14 protein-coding genes and 1 pseudogene are annotated in these 18,976 nt (G+C 41.4%); 12 read left to right on the top strand and 3 right to left on the bottom strand.

Annotation, left to right across the window (positions count from 1 at the left end):
* Positions 1–23: 23 nt before the first annotated feature.
* Complete coding sequence (locus tag ACJJIW_RS20165) at positions 24–254, bottom strand: hypothetical protein (protein ID WP_282932266.1); 231 nt, start codon at positions 252–254, stop codon at positions 24–26.
* A 166-nt stretch (positions 255–420) separates the two neighbouring features.
* Here ACJJIW_RS20165 and ACJJIW_RS20160 point away from each other — a divergent pair, with 166 nt between their 5' ends.
* The 5 genes from ACJJIW_RS20160 to ACJJIW_RS20140 all read left to right on the top strand — a co-directional run bounded on the left by ACJJIW_RS20160 (position 421) and on the right by ACJJIW_RS20140 (position 5,476).
* The gene (locus tag ACJJIW_RS20160) at positions 421–552 is read left to right on the top strand and encodes a hypothetical protein (protein ID WP_282932267.1); all 132 of its coding nucleotides are present in this window, start codon (positions 421–423) and stop codon (positions 550–552) included.
* Between the two features lie 1,975 nt (positions 553–2,527).
* Entirely contained in the window at positions 2,528–2,854 is a 327-nt protein-coding gene (locus ACJJIW_RS20155) for a DUF5992 family protein (RefSeq protein ID WP_444893465.1), read from the top strand.
* Positions 2,855–3,870: 1,016 nt separating this feature from the next.
* Positions 3,871–4,212: a hypothetical protein gene (locus ACJJIW_RS20150; RefSeq protein WP_444936185.1), complete on the top strand. Its 342-nt coding sequence runs from the start codon at positions 3,871–3,873 to the stop codon at positions 4,210–4,212.
* Between the two features lie 583 nt (positions 4,213–4,795).
* Positions 4,796–4,918 (top strand): hypothetical protein, encoded by a 123-nt coding sequence (locus ACJJIW_RS20145; protein ID WP_282932271.1) that lies wholly within the window; start codon positions 4,796–4,798, stop codon positions 4,916–4,918.
* 222 nt (positions 4,919–5,140) lie between these two features.
* Positions 5,141–5,476 carry a hypothetical protein gene (locus tag ACJJIW_RS20140; RefSeq protein WP_282932272.1) on the top strand — a complete coding sequence of 112 codons (336 nt, stop codon included), beginning with the start codon at positions 5,141–5,143 and terminating at the stop codon, positions 5,474–5,476.
* 1,766 nt (positions 5,477–7,242) lie between these two features.
* On the opposite strand, the gene ACJJIW_RS20135 is transcribed toward ACJJIW_RS20140, so the two are convergent.
* Positions 7,243–8,268 (bottom strand): IS630 family transposase, encoded by a 1,026-nt coding sequence (locus ACJJIW_RS20135; protein WP_282931436.1) that lies wholly within the window; start codon positions 8,266–8,268, stop codon positions 7,243–7,245.
* A 687-nt stretch (positions 8,269–8,955) separates the two neighbouring features.
* Here ACJJIW_RS20135 and ACJJIW_RS20130 point away from each other — a divergent pair.
* The 5 genes from ACJJIW_RS20130 to ACJJIW_RS20110 all read left to right on the top strand — a co-directional run bounded on the left by ACJJIW_RS20130 (position 8,956) and on the right by ACJJIW_RS20110 (position 15,259).
* Positions 8,956–9,831 (top strand): RbmA family biofilm matrix protein, encoded by an 876-nt coding sequence (locus ACJJIW_RS20130; RefSeq protein WP_444936184.1) that lies wholly within the window; start codon positions 8,956–8,958, stop codon positions 9,829–9,831.
* Between the two features lie 142 nt (positions 9,832–9,973).
* A complete protein-coding gene (locus tag ACJJIW_RS20125; RefSeq protein WP_282932274.1) occupies positions 9,974–10,843 on the top strand; it encodes a hypothetical protein in 870 nt (289 codons plus the stop codon).
* 143 nt (positions 10,844–10,986) lie between these two features.
* Positions 10,987–11,856 (top strand): hypothetical protein, encoded by an 870-nt coding sequence (locus ACJJIW_RS20120; protein ID WP_282932275.1) that lies wholly within the window; start codon positions 10,987–10,989, stop codon positions 11,854–11,856.
* Between the two features lie 152 nt (positions 11,857–12,008).
* Positions 12,009–12,872, top strand: a complete 864-nt coding sequence (locus ACJJIW_RS20115) for an RbmA family biofilm matrix protein (RefSeq protein ID WP_282934672.1) — start codon at positions 12,009–12,011, stop codon at positions 12,870–12,872.
* Positions 12,873–14,215: 1,343 nt separating this feature from the next.
* Positions 14,216–15,259, top strand: coding sequence for a hypothetical protein (locus ACJJIW_RS20110; RefSeq protein ID WP_282932276.1), 1,044 nt, complete (start codon positions 14,216–14,218; stop codon positions 15,257–15,259).
* 158 nt (positions 15,260–15,417) lie between these two features.
* On the opposite strand, the gene ACJJIW_RS20105 is transcribed toward ACJJIW_RS20110, so the two are convergent.
* On the bottom strand, positions 15,418–15,696 hold the full coding sequence (locus ACJJIW_RS20105; RefSeq protein WP_282932277.1) for a hypothetical protein: 279 nt from the start codon (positions 15,694–15,696) through the stop codon (positions 15,418–15,420).
* Positions 15,697–16,086: 390 nt separating this feature from the next.
* On the opposite strand from ACJJIW_RS20105, the gene ACJJIW_RS20100 reads away from it, so the two are divergent.
* Positions 16,087–17,451: an IS4 family transposase gene (locus tag ACJJIW_RS20100; protein ID WP_507021871.1), complete on the top strand. Its 1,365-nt coding sequence runs from the start codon at positions 16,087–16,089 to the stop codon at positions 17,449–17,451.
* Between the two features lie 356 nt (positions 17,452–17,807).
* Positions 17,808–18,938 (top strand): annotated as a pseudogene (locus ACJJIW_RS20095) (IS3 family transposase).
* The last annotated feature ends 38 nt before the right edge of the window (positions 18,939–18,976 follow it).

Below are 18,976 nucleotides of genomic sequence, written 5' to 3'. Positions count from 1 at the left end.
GAGAAAACTGTTTTTAATTGAGATCAAGCGTATTGCGGTTCTGCCTTGGGTTTTGATTCTGGGTGAGGGCAGTCTTTGGGTTTCTCTTCAATAATTTTCTTATCGACTGTGCGATAAATTTTTGCCTTGTCGGTTTTTTTATCGAATATCTGCGCCCAGTGGGTAAACAGGTCATTCTGAGCGATGCGCTGTATTTCTTCGAAGGCCTCCTCTTCAGTGGCGTAGGAGCGCTTGAAATTTTTAATACCGCCCATCGATAGGTTGTAGGTACCAGTAAGTATTGTGCGTCCTCGGTGAAAAGAGCACGAGGAACGGTTACGCCATAATGGAGGTCGCCTGCATCTTGATGCGGGCTTATGGCCAGGGCTTGTTCGAATGAGGGTGGCCGCCACAGCGTTCACCCGTGATTTTGGTGGCTAAATGACAGTCCTTGGCAATATTGCCAAGAATCCCATGCACAAGGGTTATGAGGAGGCAGAGGGCCGCGACCTCAGTGACATTAAATTGATAACGCGCACGGACCTGGGCAGCGTCCCTCATTGCGTAAAGTAGTGAGAGTCTTGAGGAGCGCGCCGATACTCCCGTGCTAGCAACTTTCGGTGAACTCTACTCCATAACCCGCGAACCCATCGCTATCGATAATCTCATCACATTCTCCAGCATCCCACAAAAGATGGGCCCGATTGTCGTATGTGTGATGGGATTTCTGTATACAGCATTCTGGTTAAAAATTCGAATATGGTAGATAGTACGTCCCGTGTTCCACGCTAGTCACAGTAGTCTCGCCAGCATAGCGGACATCAATGCCAACAGTATTGATGTCGACCGGGTATTAATGGATAAGCAAGGGGTGGCGACGCAGTACTCAACATTTGGTCCAATTTCCTGATTTTTGATATAGCCGATGAGAGCAGTGCAAAGATTGCCTTGGAACCTGAAGTCGAAATTAAAAACAATACTATCCGGACTAGCGCGCAATATCGCTGAAGCGCATTTATGATTTACACCTCAGTAGTCATAACGGTTGGTACCTTAGTGCTGATCTAATAATGCATGAGTTTATCAAGGTACTCTATTTGGACAGTTAGTAAGTTCAGATCTTGGAGGGAAAAATGGCTGAAGCGTTGAAGGGGTGGAGTTCAATTTGCGCCTGGATACTGTCGTGAAAGTCTGGGATACTAAAGGAATGGTAAAAACGCCAAAAGAACAATAAACTGTGTTCTCGTCATTTTTCTTGAAGTTAATATTACTCAGAGTGGACTATGAGAAAGTTATCAATTTTCCTTCTATTTTTCTTAGCCTCTAATTTTGTGTTCGCTGGGTCCTGTGGTGCAAACTCTTGCTCGGCAAATGTCACGACTCTTTACCCGCATGGTAGTACAGAGAATATTAATATTGAGCTTGATGCTGATATGTCATCGCTGAATTGCACTCTAAATGAAGGTAGATTTATTACTTTGACAAAAGATAATGGTCTACACTCAGAGATCTATTCAATGATCTTATCAGCCGCTATTGCTCAAAAGTCCTTAAAATTTAGAATTGAAGAAAGCTCCTCTAACTGTGAGTTAATTTATACGCAGCTTATTTACTAATTAGTAGTGCAATTTGTTGCAGAAGGCCGCATAAAGCGGCCTTTTTTATTTCTATATTAATTTCAGCGGGGGTCATAGAATGGCTATTAATTTTGTGCAAGATGGGCGTGTGCTGGATTACATCAATAACACTCGTGTGAATCACCTCTGGTCAAGTGCCGGCATGGTGGGTGCTGATTGATATTGTCGTGAGTGAGTCCAGTGTGATTGGTATTGATAGCGTATTCACAGTGTCTAAGGTATTTGCCACAGGAATAGATTCGGGGGGACCTTTACTTGGGGGCTTGTTCCAGTTCATTTGGCAAAAATGCAGGCACATTCAGCTATTAGTAATATTGCCGGCGCTGTGACCTTTGTTGCTGAGAATACAGGTTCCAATGTAATTAGCTTTGCAGTCATTTACTGGCATACCCGGCTCCATTAAATACGAAGTGAACTATAGATCTGGAGCAGATAGTCGTAGGGCGTGCATTTTGCAAATGGGGCAGAGCTGCTACCTATGATGATGGTAGCGGCGGAGAGCCAATAGATTGCCGGGTGATCTTTGAGTAGGAGATTGAAAGTTTTGATGATGAGGAATGCCTGCAGGTGAGTTTACAGTTCCGGGGGAGTGATTATGTTTGGTGGTGAGCGGCATGCGGTACGTAAGCATTCGCCGGATGAAGGGGTTGTTTGGCGGGCGTAAGTGGATGGATAGTCAATACTGGCAGTACGTCGGTTTTTAGCTATTTGAGAAAGTTTAATGGGGCAAAAAAAGGTACAGAAGTCTTAGAAATCCAGAAGTCAGTCACCGCTTTCCCTATTTATGGATAAAAACCAGTAAGTTCTAGATAAACTAGAAAATAGTTCCCAAGGAGATGAGTACAGGCGATAATGTAGAATAGTAATTAAGCATAGTATGAATGTACTTCAACTTGTAGATGGGGAAACAAATGAAAAAGTACTTGGTGGCAGTTTTGTTCTTTTTTTCTATGAATACATTTGCTGGTGAAGGATATCTTGCCTTGGGGGCTACAGTAACAAAGGTATCGGCAACTTCACAAAATAAAGACGCTTTTTGGGTATGGTATTCGTCAAATACAGATAATTGTTCGGGCAAAGTAAAATTCCAACTAGATAATGCCGGAACTGAGGGGGTATTTCAGCGAACTTTCACGCTAGCAACGACTGCTTTAGTTTCGGGTAAAAAAGTCGATGTTTATAGCTATACAGATGACACTGATTGTGTATCGGCGGTTTCAATAGATCTAAACCAATAGTGCCCTCGTGTAACTCACTGTTGAAGTCGGACAGATCTAATATGTGTTTGAGAGCATGATGCGGTTAGTGGTTTCTGATTAACAGGGAGGCGTTTAAATCCAAAACTTCTATTTTGATTTAAATGGTTCCTTTGTAATAAGGCTCTGCTGCACTATTAATACTTGACCCCGCACAAGCGGGCTTTTTTATATCCGAGATTCTGGAAGTACCGCCCAGTGAACCAGTGCATAACATTTGTCGATTCTGCTCTAAACAAGTTGAAACCCTATCCGGCTATGATTTCTCTTAGCCGGCAACACTGAATTCATGGGGCGGGAAAACTGCCGGTAATCCTTGTGGACGTTGCTATGAAACAAGCAAAAAAAGCATTCTCTAGCACTATCCACTGGCTGGATCTTTCTGTCGCGCAGGTAGTATATAGTCCTAGAATAGGGTATCTATGAACTACTAGATCAGACTATCTGGGTAAAGCGTACGAATTGAGTACTCAAGAGTTTATGCCATTCTATAGTATATGAGATTTCAGAAGTATTAGGGCTGGAAATCATGTGAGTAGTGTTGGGAGCTAGTGCAGCAGAGTGAAGAGTTTGGTTGTTATTGCGTACCGGTATGAATAGCTCCAACTGCGCTTCAGCGCAGAGGCTCAAATGGCGTCAAGCGGTATTAGAATAGATTGCCTGGCGCGTGGAATAACTCGTGGGGCTACTTCCTTAAGGTAGTTTAAGTTTTAGGGCGGCCATGGGCGTGAATAAAATACCGCAAGGAAATGTGCTTCCCCATTTTCACTCCCTTTGGGGTGTTAAGTGGATATTGCCTTTTCCAAGTTTTTATAAAATAATTTAGAGTAGTGAAAACACTGAGATATAAATAGGCTACTTTAAATCCAATTCTGCACATTCGTTTCAGGTGTGGGCTCTAGAAGCTCGAAGAAGATTTTTTAGCATCCTTTTTTTTACGCAAGGATTATAATAATAGGATACTCTTGCTTTATAACATTAAATAGGAGAATTCATAAGTGAAAAAATTAGTATACCTAGCATTGGTTAGTATATTTGTTTCTTCTGCAAATTGTTTGGCTGGTGCCGCAGAGGCAAAAATTGAAGAAGTTGCAGTATATGATAGTTACTCTCCGGACTTCGATATAAGAGTGAAGGCTACATGGACTGGAAGTGGGTCAAAAGATGCCGGGGTGACAGAATGGTTGCGTGTTAAACATTCTATCTTTGGGCACAACGGAGTAAATCGGATTCATTCACTCGTAACATCGGCTCTTGTTAGCGGAAAAACAGTATGGATTGGTTTTGATGACTCCACACTTAATGTAACAAATGTAAATTTGAAGGCGACCTCAAATTAGTGGGTTGACCAGGTGAAAATCCATTGAATCCAAGTCTTTTGAAGCTGTACTCTAAATCATGCACAGCATCAGGAGAGTCAAGGCGGCTAACAATGCTATCAAGCGTAGCATTAGATCAAAGAATCTAAAATTTTATATATATGGCTCTTTGAGTTTTTGGGGAGCTACTGTAATAAACGGTTAGTACAAAAGATATATTATAACGATGGATACCAAAACCCGCACAAGCGGGTTTTCTTATATCCGAAATTCCTGGAACGACCGCCAGTGACCCAGCGCATAATAATCCATCGTGCCGATCTGAATAATTTGAAAAGCTATTTTGTTACAACCTCCCCCTCAGCGAGTAGTACTGAATACATTAAACGAGAAATTTGCCGGCAATCCTTGTGAACTTTGCCATGGGGCAAATCGAGCAGGGACTCTCGGACACTACCCTCTGACCGGATCTTGTTGTAGCAGTAGTGATTCATAGTGGGTGGGATATCTATGAGCTGCTGGACTGAGCTATTTTGGTAAAATGTACCAAATGAGGGCTGAGGAACTCAGAGCTATCCTATAGCGTATGGAGCTGCAGAAGCATATGGAGTATAAGCTGCACAAAAAGCGCTGGGAGCTAAAGCCGAAGAGTGAAGAGTTTGTCTGTTACTGCGGTACCGGCGACCACTCCGGAAAAGCTTCCCGTGTGGAAGCTAAAATGGCGTAAAGTGGTATTGGAATGAGTTACGCGGGGCTCCCTCGTCAAAGTTGTTTCGGGTCACGGTAGCCTTGAGTTAGAATACAATGCTGAAATGAATTGGCGCTCGCCCACTTTCGCTCCCCTCCCTTCGAGTGTTCAGTAGCAGCTGCTCCTTCAAAGGCTTCCCTAGCTAGTATAAAATTGCGAAATGATGAGTTTATTTTTTACCGTAAATTAAAAGAGAGTAAAATGAAAAAAATTGTATTGATCTTTTTTGCAGTGATTTTCCCAGCAATTTCTTTCGCGGAAACGGCAACTGTAACAGGGGAGATAGATAAAGTTAAATTTTTCAACGTCGGAACCGAAGGAGGTGTCTTTATATATATGGATAACCTGCCTAATGCGTGTAATCTTAGTGGTGGGCATCAGAGGGTTGCCATTACTAGCGATAACCCTTCACATAACGCAGTGTTGTCTGCTGTACTAGCAGCAAAAATGTCAATGAGTGAGGTTTCATTGACATACACGTTATCTTGTGATGCCAATTCTTTATCCTGGGACTTTAGTAATTTTCAAATAAACTGACAAACAATTATTTTATGACAATTTTTTCTAACCCGCACTAGCGGGTTTTTTTATGCCCAAAACCCCCAAGCATATCCTAATGATCCAAAGTAAATGAATCCGTGATGCCGCTTTAAACAGCCTGAAACCTTATCCGGCTATAACTTTCCTCCAGCGGGTAGAATTAATACACCTAGTGGGAAAAGCTGTAGGCAACCCTTATTTGTTTGACGGGTGAACAAACAGAACTCGAGCTTTCAGGTACTATCTACCGATTAGACCTTGCTATTGCGGTGTACTGCCGGGAGACATCTATGCACTGTCGGATCAGGATGTTGAGATCGTTCTATAAGATCGAGATCCCGGCGGTGCCTGTGAGGCTTTCGCACTATTCCAAGCCGATTTCTCCCTAGGTCAAGGTTGGCTTTTGGGTGAAGTGCGCCTGATCTCCAAGACCCAACAGTCCACTGAATGACACACTCCTGCACTAGCATTTAATTTCTACTAAATTGACTAGTGAATTGCAATAGGCTCAGAGATACCAATATCTGTTTTATTGATCTGCCAGGTGACTCTATACAAAAAATTAACCGGGATAAATTCTTTTAATCCTATAGGAAATCTAGTGGTTCAGATCGATGATACTGCTCTGGCGGGGCTCGATAAAAGGTTCAATTGGGGCCGCGTACACCGGGGCTGTCATCGGTAGGTCTCAAATAGGTTCGTAAAATGCGGTACATAAGTGTCTGCATGAGCTTTCGTAGGATGACACGGTAGACAACGTTAAGTGGGTATTGGGATGGAGCGATGGCACTACGTCACTAACGGCATCCGATAGTGACTTTTCTCTACCGGGTACCCGCGCTTGATCCACTTTTGAAGGCTAAGTGGCTGACTCCCTTCGATTTCCAGCAGAACACCTTGGTCATCAATGAAATGTGTATCCTGGGCAATGGTAAGCAGCCTAGAACCCGAAGGGCTCTAGCTGAGAATTGATCCCGTACTGAATTTTATCACGCATTTCAGGAAAAATCTGAAAGGGCCTTCACCTAGGATAACACTTCGGAGCCTTGACTTCCTGTAGCAGGGGTGAGCCGACCTAAATACCACATAGGAGAGTAAGTGCTAGCCATCCTACAGCAGTATTCGATAAAGCTCACCGAGATTAGCCGTTACAAGGAGTTGAATATGCCTATGAGAGTGAAGATAGAGTAGCTGAAGTTGGTTTTGAGATTTGAGGTACCACAACTCTCCGTTGTGCATTGTTCATCTTCTCTCGATTCTATGAATTCCGTAAGCGCGAGCCTAGAGTTTTGAGCTTAAATACCGAGCCACACCATATACCCTCAAGAAAATCAAATAAATATTAGTATCTAACAATGTGAGTAGTTACAATGAGAAATTGTCTATCTACCAGTCAGCCTGGCCTCTCATCTTGTACGTATGCTATAAAAAGTGGTTAGAGAATAGTCTAAATACTGCCTGGGTATTGCTAAGTTTGAAGAGGTGTGAATATCAGTTATATCTAAAGCAGATATGTAATATTTTCTCTGTGCTAATTCACTTAACCAGCTGTTTTACTGTCATGGGGTAGACTTTGTCTATGGTAAATTTCTGCACATCAACGAATTTTATCTACACTTTTCAGTCACCTACTGAATAATTTGCTGCCCTCTTCTTTTACAACTGCTTGAGCAGGGGGGAGCACAGTCCTGCTGTCTAGCTGCAGGCAAAGATCTAATCTACCTGATGTACTGGCGTATGATGTGATCTGTGCTTAATACTACCTAGGCAGCAGCAAAGAATACAGTCGACTCTTGAAAAAATGATTTCACAAGTTTTCTATTTTTCTTGATGCTCTGCAAATCTGCATTTGCACGACTCAGTAGTGTCTCACCTTTTTTCAGCGGCCTCTTTGAAGTCCCTATATTTCTCATATGATTCCAGACCAACTCATCTGGATTTAGGTCTGGTGCATATGGCGGTAAGAACACCATTTCAAGCTTTCCATCCTGTGAATCGACATACTCCAATACCTTTTTCGATTTGTGTACTGGGTGCCCATCAACAATGAGAATCACTGGTCTTTTCTGACTTCTCTGGAAATTTTTGAAGCATTCTACGCACTTTTCTGCCGTGAACTTTCCACTATAAATATGATACCAGAAGCCACCTCTATTCGATAAAGCTGAGATCGCATTGATTGACTGTCTTTGACCACTCGTTTTTACCACTGGAGTTTTTCCTTTTTCTCCCCATGTCCTTTGGAGTGGATCGTCTGATCTGATACTAGCCTCGTCCAGCCAAAATATTTCTGCACCAGTTTTTTTCGCATAAGATTTAATCTTTGGATAGACTTCCTTTACCCATTTATTCACCGCCTTCTCATCTCTCTCGTAAGCTCTTCGTAGAGGCTTTTGTGGCGTCAGGCCCAGTCGATGTAGAAGTGTGCCGACACTAGAAACGCTAAGTTCAATTTTGAATCTCTCAAAAATCAAATCCGATACGATCTGACGTGTCCACAATCCGAAATCAAAGCCATATTGCCTTGGATCGCCACCAATAATCCATCGTTTGACTTCCTCTTCTTCAATAGCTGACAGTTTTCTACCGCGTCCAGGTCTAATTTTTGGAGATAGCGCTTCAATACCTTTCTCCCGAGCAGTCCTTAACCATGGGAAAATAGTTCTGCTCCCCAGCCCTAAGCTACGACTAACCTCCGCCGCAGATTCTCCATCAAATACTCGCTGAACAGCAATTTTACGTATGAGGTGCTGCTCCTCAGTACTAAGTTTTCTGGCATCGTATTTCATGCAGTTTATATTACCAGGGTGTACTGATTATTTCTGCCCCGCTAGTAAGTCATTGTCAAAAGGCTTCAGCTCTCCACTCATCTGAATAACGAGCACCAGCTATTTCCCGGTAGTATAGCTACTGTTGTTGGGGCCCCGATTCTTATGGAATCTCTGGCTTCATCCCGCTTCACCATAATAACTAGAATAGTTCTTTCTCGGTTTTCTACCGTTATGCTCTGATCCACAAACATCCATGAATATCTGTAGTAACGTGAGGTAATTTAATTGGGAGCTATTTCCCTGAATGTTGCTACGATGTGTTTGCTATAGGGTTAGTACATTGCAGTGATGTAAAGCACAATTTAGAAAAATATAGAGAGTAATTTTCCATCGTTATTAAAAATGTTAACCGATTATGTTGATTGGTTGATAGTAGTTGAGCTAGCCATCGATTTACTTGGTACGGTCGGAAGGGAAAAAATTTTGGAGGGATGGGGGGCAGTGAAATACAATGCCTCGGATAGTTTTTGTTTGGTCATTCTTGAGGGCTGCATTTTTATTAGAATATTTTCGTAACTCGAAGATGCCCAAGGGGTTCGATAAATACTGATTGTTAATGTGTAAGTCTTACTTTAATAGGGTTTGGGCCTAAAAAGCTGTTTGAATTATTGTTGTAAGTTTTAAAATATGTAATGGGTTTTGATTTTGAAAAAACTGACTATAAACTCCCCTCTGCACAAGGCTGTGTTGAAAAATTCTATCGCTGGTATCACTTTAATCTGCGCATCGGCATTGGTCCAAGCAGATACAATTAGTACAAAAATAGACTTAGGTGATCCGTTCCCCTTTAGGATGGAAGATGGAATTAAGCAGGAGATAAATTTAGATATTGGTTATCAATTCGATACCATTGAAGAAATTTGTATCAACACTGAAGTTAAAAATGGAAATGCTAGCTCAGCATTCTATTCAGCAGAAAGTGAACCTGCAGGGCCTTTCACTTTCCCACGTTTTGAGTCTGTTGCGCAAACACTCGCAATTAGCATGCCTAGCCCAACGCCGGAAAATCCAAACCCCGAACCACAGCTACAAAAAAGCATAAATTTCTGTGGGAATGGAAATAGTGTCTTGGCAAAGAATTTTCTCGATGGTGAGGGTAAATTTACATTCAATGTGTCCGGTGGTTATGTAGATTTCTGGGACTTTGAACTGGTTGTAGAGGGCGATGTCTCTGATACTCAGTTGGCGATTGTACTTGACGAATCTGCTGAATTTTTAGTTCCTTCCTACGGAGGAAGAGTTAATTATGATGCAAGTATTCGTAATTTAGATTCTACACAATCTCTGGTGACACTCGAACAGTGGAGTGTACTTAAATTTCCCAATGGAGATAACTTTCCCATCCATAAGTCACGGGATGTGATATTAAATTATTCTGAATCGAAGGGTTACACTCGAAATTATCTAAACATACCTGCTTGGTTTGAAGCTGGAGATTATGAGCTAATTTGGTATGTCACTGATCCAAGCACCGGCAGTCGAGTGAAAGATAGCCTGTATTTCACTAAAAGTGCCGACTAAGTTTTAAACTCTCGGCAGGCTGGGGCGCTTATGTGTCCCAGTTTTCCCTGTGTCAAGCCACGGGCTTTGCATTAATAGGACTGAATTTAAAAACTGTCCAAAGTGTTGTTGTGCCTCATTATGTATCTAATGGAATATGATTTTGAAGAAGTTAACTAATAAATACCCTCATTGCCGGACTGTATTCAAAAACTCTATCGGTGGTATCACTTTAATCTGCGCATCGGCATCTGTACAGGCAGATATGATCAGTACCGAAGTAGATCTGGGTGAACCGTATCCTTTTATGATGGAGGATGGAATTACTCATGAGGTGCAGTTAGATGTTGGCTTTCAATTCAATAGTATTGAAAGGCTTTGTATCAATGCTGAAGTTAAAGGTGGAGATGCGGACTATGCAGTTTTTAAAGTGGAAAATGAATCCCCAGGCTACCCGCCTTTAGTTGGACAATGGATTTCGGTACCTTTGTACCCTTCCATTGTTCTCCCAACTCCAGAAAATCCCACCCCGAGTAAACAGGTGCAAAACTTCAATCATTGTATGGATGGAAGTAATGTGTTGCCAAAGAATCTTCTTGACGGAAAAGGCGAGATTAATTTCAGTGTATCTGGTGGCTATGTAGAGTTATGGAGCTTTAAATTACTTGTTGAAGGTGATGTCTCTGATACTCAGTTAAGAGTTGCAATTGATGAGTCTGTCGAGTTTTCAGTTCCTTTTTACGGAGGGAGAGTCAATTATGACGCAAGTATTCGTAATTTAGACTCCACACAATCTTTGGTGACACTCGAACAATGGAGTGTACTTAAATTTCCCAACGGAGATAATTATCCCATTCATAAGTCACGGGATGTAGTGTTAAATTATTCTGAGGCGAAGGATTACACTCGAAATTATCTAAACATACCTGCTTGGTTTGAAGCTGGAGATTATGAGCTAATTTGGTATGTCACTGATCCAAACACCGGTAGTCGAGTGAAAGATAGTCTGTATTTCACTAAAAGTGCTGAATAAGGTTTAAGATGTCGGCAGGTTGGGGCGTTTATGTGTCCCAGTTTTCCCTGTATCAAGCTGCGGGCTTTGCATTATTAGGACTGAATTTTAGAAACTGTCCAAAGTATTGTTGTGCCTCATAATGTATCTAATGGAATGTGATTTTGAAGAAGTTAACTAATAAATACCCCCATTGCGGGGCTGCATTGAAAAATTCTATCGGTGGTATCACTTTAATCTGCGCATCGGCACTGGCTCAGGCAGATACAATCAGCACAAAAATAGATCTGGGTGAGCCGTTCCCTTTCAGGGTGGAAGATGGAATTGAGTACGAGATAGATTTAGATGTTGGCTATCGATTCGATAGCATTGAAGAAGTTTGTATTAAAACTGAAGTTAAAGAAGGATTTGCCTCTGCGGCATTCTATCGTGTGGGAAGTGAACCTGTTCCAGGCTCTGAAAGTGTACAGTTAACGTTTGGAACTCCCATGGTTTATTTTGTCGATGCTCCAACTCCAGAAAATCCCGATCCGGCTCCACGGATGCAAAATATCAGCTTCTGTGAAGGTGAAAACAGTATTTCGGCGAATAACTTTCTTGATGGAGAAGGTAAATTTACGTTCTATGTGTCCGGTGGTTATGTGGATTTTTGGGACTTTGAGCTGATTATTGAAGGTGATCCCTCTGATGCTCAGCTGGCGATCGTGCTTGATGAATCTGCAGATTTTTCAGTTCCTTCCTACGGAGGAAGAGTCAATTATGATGCGAGTATTCGTAATTTAGACTCTTCGAAATCATTGGTTACATTTGAGCAATGGAGCGTACTCACTCTTCCCAACGGGGATAATTATCCCATCCATAAGTCACGGGATGTGGTATTAAATTATTCTGAGGCGAAAGATTATACTCGAAATTATCTAAACATACCTGCTTGGTTCGAAGCTGGAGATTATGAGCTAATTTGGTATATCACTGATCCAAGTACCGGGGTTCGGGTGAAAGATAGCCTGTATTTCACTAAAAGTGCCGACTAAGTTTTAATCTCCCGGCAGGCTGGGGTGCTTATGTGTCCCAGTTTTCCCCGTATCAAGTCACAGGTCTTGCATTACTAGGACTGAATTTTAAAAACTGTCCAAAGTATTGTTGTGCCTCATAATGTATCTAATGGAATGTGATTTTGAAAAAAATGAATGCAAGCTGCACTCTGCACAAGGCTGTGTTGAAAAAATCTATCGCTGGTGTCACCTTAGTATCTGCATCGGCATTGGTTCAAGCAGATACGATAAGTGCTAAAATAGATCTAGGTGAACCATACCCCTTTAAGATGGAGAGTGGAATTGATCACGAGGTGGAGTTAGATATCGGCTATAAGTTCGATTCTATCGAGAAAATTTGTATCAATACTGAGCCTAAAGATGGTGATGCCTCATGGGCAGGCTATGGGTTTAGAAGTGAAACAGTCGGGCCTGACGGTTTCTTAAACGAAGTTATGGAAATGTCGATGCTAACTTATTCAGTCGACCTTTCAACACCAGAAAACCCTGATCCCGTACCCCAAATTGGAGATGTCAATTTTTGTGAAAATGGGAATAGTTTTTTTGCAAATAACTTCCTTGATGGGGAGGGTCAGTTTAGACTCTTTGTGTCTGGTGGTTTTGTAGAGTTCTGGAATATTGAACTGGTTGTTGAGGGTGTTGTTTCCGACATTCAGCTGGCGATTGATATTGACGAATCTGCTGAGTTCAAAGTTCCTTCCTATGGAGGGAGAGTCAATTATGATGCAAGTATTCGTAATTTAGACTCTACGCAATCGTTAGTGACATTCGAACAATGGAGTGTCCTTAAATTCCCTAACGGTGATAATTACCCCATTCATAAATCACGGGATGTTGTGTTGAATTATTCTGAGGAAAAGGACTATACTCAAAATTATCTAAATATACCAGAGTGGTTTGAGGCTGGGGATTACGAGCTGACTTGGTATGTAACTGATCCGAGCACAGGAGCTCGGGTGAAAGATAGTTTGTATTTCACAAAAAGTACCGACTAAATTTTCTTTCTGAACTTCAAATCTAAGGATATTCTTGTAAAATTTTGCAGGTCCTTGGTTCTTAGCTGTAACTGGTCATCGTAAACCTGCCATCTCACTAAAACACGCCTATGGGGGGAAGTAGCTTTACTACGAACGTTATAAATTTTTCTGGTAGGCCGGGGAATTTTTGTGCTCCGGCTGTCCTTTCGGGGTATAGCACTCAGATAGAAGTGCGAGTGGTATGACTTTAGATAAAATGGATTACTTAAATCTGTCTACTGATATTATTTCACCATCATCTTTGGCTGTAGGTATTAGATTTTTATTTACGTTCTTTCTGAATTACTTACAATAGTACATCTATACTAGGTGTCAATTCCCTGGAATATTAGTAATAAATGCTGAGTACAGCGAATAAAATTTTTTATGTTTAAGGCTGGGCGCCTTCTAAGTGGCCTGCGAAAAAGTGTTTTTAGGTAATTCAATTATGGGTGTCCTATATGGTGTCTGTATATAAGTGATTTATATATAAATCTGTTAATGTTGATTTTGAGCGCTAATTTAATCAAGTCGGATATGTTGTTGATACTGAGGAGGCGGGTACGCTGCTGCATACCAAAATCTATTCAATATTTGGGTATTAACTTGGTTATGAATCATACCTTTTTTACATCGAGAATATACTTGCAACTACCTAGGTGCTTCTGGATGCCAACTTATTTGAATCTTATTAGTTATCTTTCTTCATATGCAGAGTAGGAAGTAAACTTTTTAAAGGGGGAGTTACTACGGCAAATTTGTCAGTTGATGGTAATATTTCAACCGTAACTTAATATTAAGTGTTAAAGAAATTTGATACGATATTATTTTTCGAAGAAAGTCGTTATGACTAGTGACTCAATGGTCTCTGTTTTTGATGGATGATGTAGGTTTAAAGCTACGGGAGAGAATCTGGGAATAACCCTAGTCAGCAAATGATAATTATTACTTGGCCAATTCTTCTGATGAAAGAGGCTTTAGCTTGAACGGACAGTCATTAGGCAATTTGGTATTTTTGTACCCATAAAGTTATCTGTTAAGTGCAAATTCAGCTTGATTTAAGGTCGCTATCAATGTTTAATGCCGGAAATTACGAGTGAGATATTAGTTTCATACTCAGATATTACGCTCGAAGTTGGAATAATCAGTTAAAAGTAGTGGAAAGAGTCGAATCTTGTAGGTTCTAGGGCTAACTCCTTATAGCTAATTTATATCCTTCTTGATTGATAAGAATATATAAGACCCGCATTTGGCGGGTTTTCTATTTTGGATTCTTAGATTTGTAATTTTGATAATGTGGATATTTTCGCTTAGGGAGGGGTATGAGCGATAACTTTATAGTTGCGGTTACAACTGCAAAAGAATCAGAGGATACGTTAAAATTCTTTATTGAAAAGAATCGTGAATATGGCGTTGATCATTTCTTTATTTTTTATGAGGGAGAGTTAAATAGAGATGCTTTTTGTGAGTATGATTCGTATGTAACATTTGTAGACTCTTTAGCATATTCTAAGAATGTTAGAAATTTAAATGCGCGACAGATTAGAAACATAAATTTCGTAAATAAGTATTTAGATTGGGCTGGACTTAAATGCTGGATTACGAATATTGACACCGATGAATTTTTACACTTAAAGAAATCGGACTTGCAAGGTGTATCGGCTCAAGCAATTAGGTTGGATGTTATTGAGCCTGTAGTTGGGCGTCCTGATTTATATAAGAAGGCTCTTAGCAAGGACGAGTTATCCCTTGCTGCTCTCCTTGGTTTTATAGAGGAGAAGAGCAATAAAGATTGGCTCAGGGGGCACCCGAGAGGGAAGCTTCTCTTTAGGCCAAATAAAGAGCTGGAGGCTCGTATCCATGTAATTGAAGGTGTTCCTCTATTGCGGTGTGGAATGCATATAATTCACAGGGAAGGGTATGACTTTGATTCTTTTAAAAGTAAATTTCTACGTCACGCTGAAACCGAGGCAACGCATACTCCTTCGCGTCAAAAAATTGTTGATCTTTTTCGCGCTTTTAAGGAAAAAGAGAATTTCAATAGAATTGTCCATGAGATTTTTCAGAATGAATTTCTTGAATGTGATGTGGAAAGAAAGGAGCAGTTAGGTTTGCTTTTCCCTTTGGGAGAGATAAGGAATGATAGTTCAATCTTAGAGTTTGAGGTTGAGCTTGATTCTTTCACAAAGGAAAATAAAGAATTTCGAGCAGATAGCCTGAGAGGGTTGGCCATTGCTTATGAGAGGCAGGGTGATATTGAAGCTGCATTAGAAGCTATGACGGGAGCTAAAGAGTTGCGTCCCAAAGGTCTTCTGATTAATAGAAAGATAAAGGAGTATGAGAATTTACTGGCAGCTGAGGGTTGATAGCTTAGCTATAAATTAACTGTTGCCGGTGTGGTCTTTTGAATGTTTTTGGTTTTGTCACTTAGGTAGAAATTGATTAAACCTAAAATACAGTTTTGACCGTGTCTCCGATTCTAAAAAGCCCGCGTTAAGCGGGCTGAAATTATGTTTGTTAAGGTTTAACGGAGCTTCTTCACTGCCTTAATCATAGATTCTGCTGATTGCTTCGGGCAGCTATTGGTTTTACACTCAATTACTTTCTTGTCGACAATGTTAAAAGTTCTCGCCTTGTCAGTTCTCTTATCGAATATTTGTGCCCATCGAGTAAAGGGGTCAGTATTAGCGATCTGTTCTATCTCCTTGTAGGCGTCCTCCTCATTATGAAACGATCGCTTAAAATCCTTTATTCCACCCATAAGTAGGTTGTAAGTACCGGTGAGCAGTGCGTATCTTTCCATGAGATTCTCCACATTTATAGATCTGGGGGTCGAGCCGGCAACCTTGGATAGTTACTGTTGGCCATGCACCTTAAGTTAACCCTAAATTTTATGTATGGGAGCTTAACCGGGATATTTTTTTGCTATGGGGCATAGCCTGCCTCATAGTTGTAGGGGGTTATATACGCCTGTTACTCATTGCATTAGTCGATTTATTTCTGATTGAATATTCATTCTAACTTTCCATTTCCTGCTTAAAAGATAGAGCCCCTGAGTTAAGGAGGTTAATACATATTTCCTTCGTGGGTGATGGGGGCGCTAAGTTTTATACATAAGTTTTTTCAGTTTTATCTTATAAATCAATAAGTTACAGTTTAACCCAGTAAGAACTATAGATTTGGCTGGATAATTATGCAGGACTGGGTCATGGACGAAATAAAAAATCAGGTTATGGGTGATACACGCTTGAATAAGCGCCTGTCTAATATTCTCAGTAATTTAAGTTCCGACCCAAAGAATAGTATTCCCTGCGCAAACAAAACTTGGGCAGAAACGTTTGCGGCTTATCGCTTTATCGAAAATGATAAAGTCAACTTTGACTCTATTATGAGCGGCCATAAATCAGCAACTCTTGAGAGAATCAAAGCGCAGCCCGTTGTTCTTATTCCTCAAGATACTACCTTTTTAAATTTTGCCACTGACCTAGAAAGTAAAGAGATGGGAACTCTTCGACGGAAAGAGACCAATCAGCAACTTTTGCACACCTCAATCGCTATAACGCCATCAAGAGTTAACTTGGGTGTTGTTGAGGGTAGTATGTGGCAGAGAGACAAGGAATCAAGCTCTAATTCTCGCTATACCAAGTCGATAAAGGATAAGGAGAGTCGACGCTGGCTAGACCATTACGAAGCGGCTTGTCAGATACAGGAGCTCTGCCCTGAAAGCACAATTGTGAGTATTGCTGATAGAGAAGGTGATATTCATGAGTGGTTTCAACGGGCTGAAGATCAAAGTGAACAGCGGCGGGCGAGCTATATCGTTCGAGCTAAGGCCAATCGCACTTTAGAGCTCGATGGAGAAGAAACAGTTTTGCTTTGGGATCATATGAATGAGCAGAAATCTGTTGGTCTATACACGGTAGACATTCCCAAACGGAATGGAGAACCTGGAAGAAAAGCCAAAGTCAGTGTATCCACTACTGAGATACGGCTACTTGGGAAAGGAAAATCTAAACGACCACTTTCTCTCTATGCTGTATTGGCCAAAGAATTAAACCCACCAGAGGGTGAAAAAGGCATTGAGTGGATGCTGTTAACTGATCTTCCAGTTGAAGACTTTAAGCAGGCGAGAGTTATCATTGAGTGGTATCGAAGCCGGTGGGAAATTGAAACCTATTTTCGGGTAGTAAAAGGCGGATGCCAGATAGAAAGTAATCGTTTTAGAACAGAGCAGCGAATGTTGAATTGTATTGCGATCTATATGATTATTGGATGGCGACTACATTCGATAACTACACAAGCAAGAAGTCTTCCTGATGAACCATGTACGAGTGCTTACTCTGAAAAAGAATGGCGCATGGTATGGATGATGCGAGATAAAAGTTGCCCACCGAATATACCTCCAAGCATAAGAGATATAACGCGTATGTTGGCAGGCCTAGGGGGATTTCTAGGACGTAAAGGTGATGGCGAACCAGGGGTTAAAACTGTTTGGCAGGGATATACCAAACTGCTCCATTATATTGAAGCAGCAGAGGCTTTAAATGGGCTTAAATGATGTGTATAAAACACAGTGGGGGCGTTACCTAAATAATGAATGAGGCGGCGAAATTTTCCATTGTTGTGCGTTTGTGCTGAATATTTTAAAGCACATAGTTGCTCAATGAAGTGAGTACAATTACGGTGGGGTGCAAATTAATTTAAAGGGCTAAATGCAAGAGTGAATGACTATGTGAGTATACATGAGGAAATGTTGTTTTTTACCAAGAATTTTGCTAGTAAAATTCAATTTTATTTTCAGGTGTGTTAAAAATATTTAATCTAACATTTATATCATGATAAGAGTGGTGGTGTAGTGGTCTAATCCTTCCGGACACTTCGTTAAGATGGTAAAACTACCTAGCGAGGTGAAGTATGACAACAAAAGGTACACGCCGGAAATTCAAGCCGGAGTTCAAGAAAGACGCCGTAGCTCTTGTCTCAGAACAAGGGTATTCGATTTCCAAGGCCGCAGAGGCTGTAGGAACCACTGCTAACAATCTGCGACGCTGGATAAAGGAGCTGGAGCAGGAAGAGAGCGGAGTAAGGTTGGATTCGGGCGGAACTGGATCAACTGCGACGTGAAGTAAAGCAATTGCGGATGGAGAAGGAAATCCTAAAAAAGGCCAGCGCCTTCTTTGCGAAAGAAATGAAATAAAGTACGAATTTATTAAAAAGCAGCAAGGTAGCTTTCCAGTTAGAGTGCTCTGCCGAGTAATGCAAGTAAATAAGAGCAGCTATTACGAATGGTGTCGTCGTAGTGATAGCCCAATAGATGGCCAGATTTGGCAACTATGCCATCGATTGAAGGCCTTATTTGCAGAATCTCGTGAGAGTCTCGGAAGCCGTCGGTTAATGAAGCTGTTGCGCAAAGAAGGCTTTGAAATTGGGCGTTATCGAGTCCGCAAACTCATGAAAAAGCTCGGCTTGGTAGTAAAACAGAAGAAGCGATTTACACTAACCACAAATAGCAAGCACCAACTGCCAGTTGCTGAGAATCTTCTAAATAGGGATTTCTCACCGAGTGCTAAAAATCAAGTTTGGACTACGGATATTACCTATATCTGGACTTTGCAGGGTTGGTTATACCTAGCAGTGGTAATTGATCTTTATTCACGCCGGATTGTTGGCTGGCACTTAGACCGCCAGATGGAGACGGCCCTGGCAAGTCGTGCACTGATTATGGCTATCAATTTGCGCACCCCAACAAAAGGTCTGCTGCATCACTCTGATCGAGGTAGCCAGTATGCCAGCCATAGCTACCAAGCGCTACTAAAGCAGCATGGAATGGTGTGCTCAATGAGCCGCAAGGGAAATTGTTGGGACAATGCACCTACTGAGCGTTTTTTTAGTAGCCTGAAGCGGGAATGGTTAACAGGAAACCTCTATCCGACAAGGGAGGGTGCGATAACAGACGTGAGGGCCTATATTGCGTATTACAATTCACGCAGGATACATACAACACTGGGGGACGTAACCCCTATCGAATTTGAAAAATGTGCTTAGGAAAGTGTCCGGTTGGAGTTGACCACAACAGTGGGAAT

This window comes from Microbulbifer maximicatervae (SeqCode) (assembly GCF_052467815.1).
Note: the sequence above shows the minus strand (reverse complement) of the source record. Positions and strands in the feature narration are given on the sequence as shown.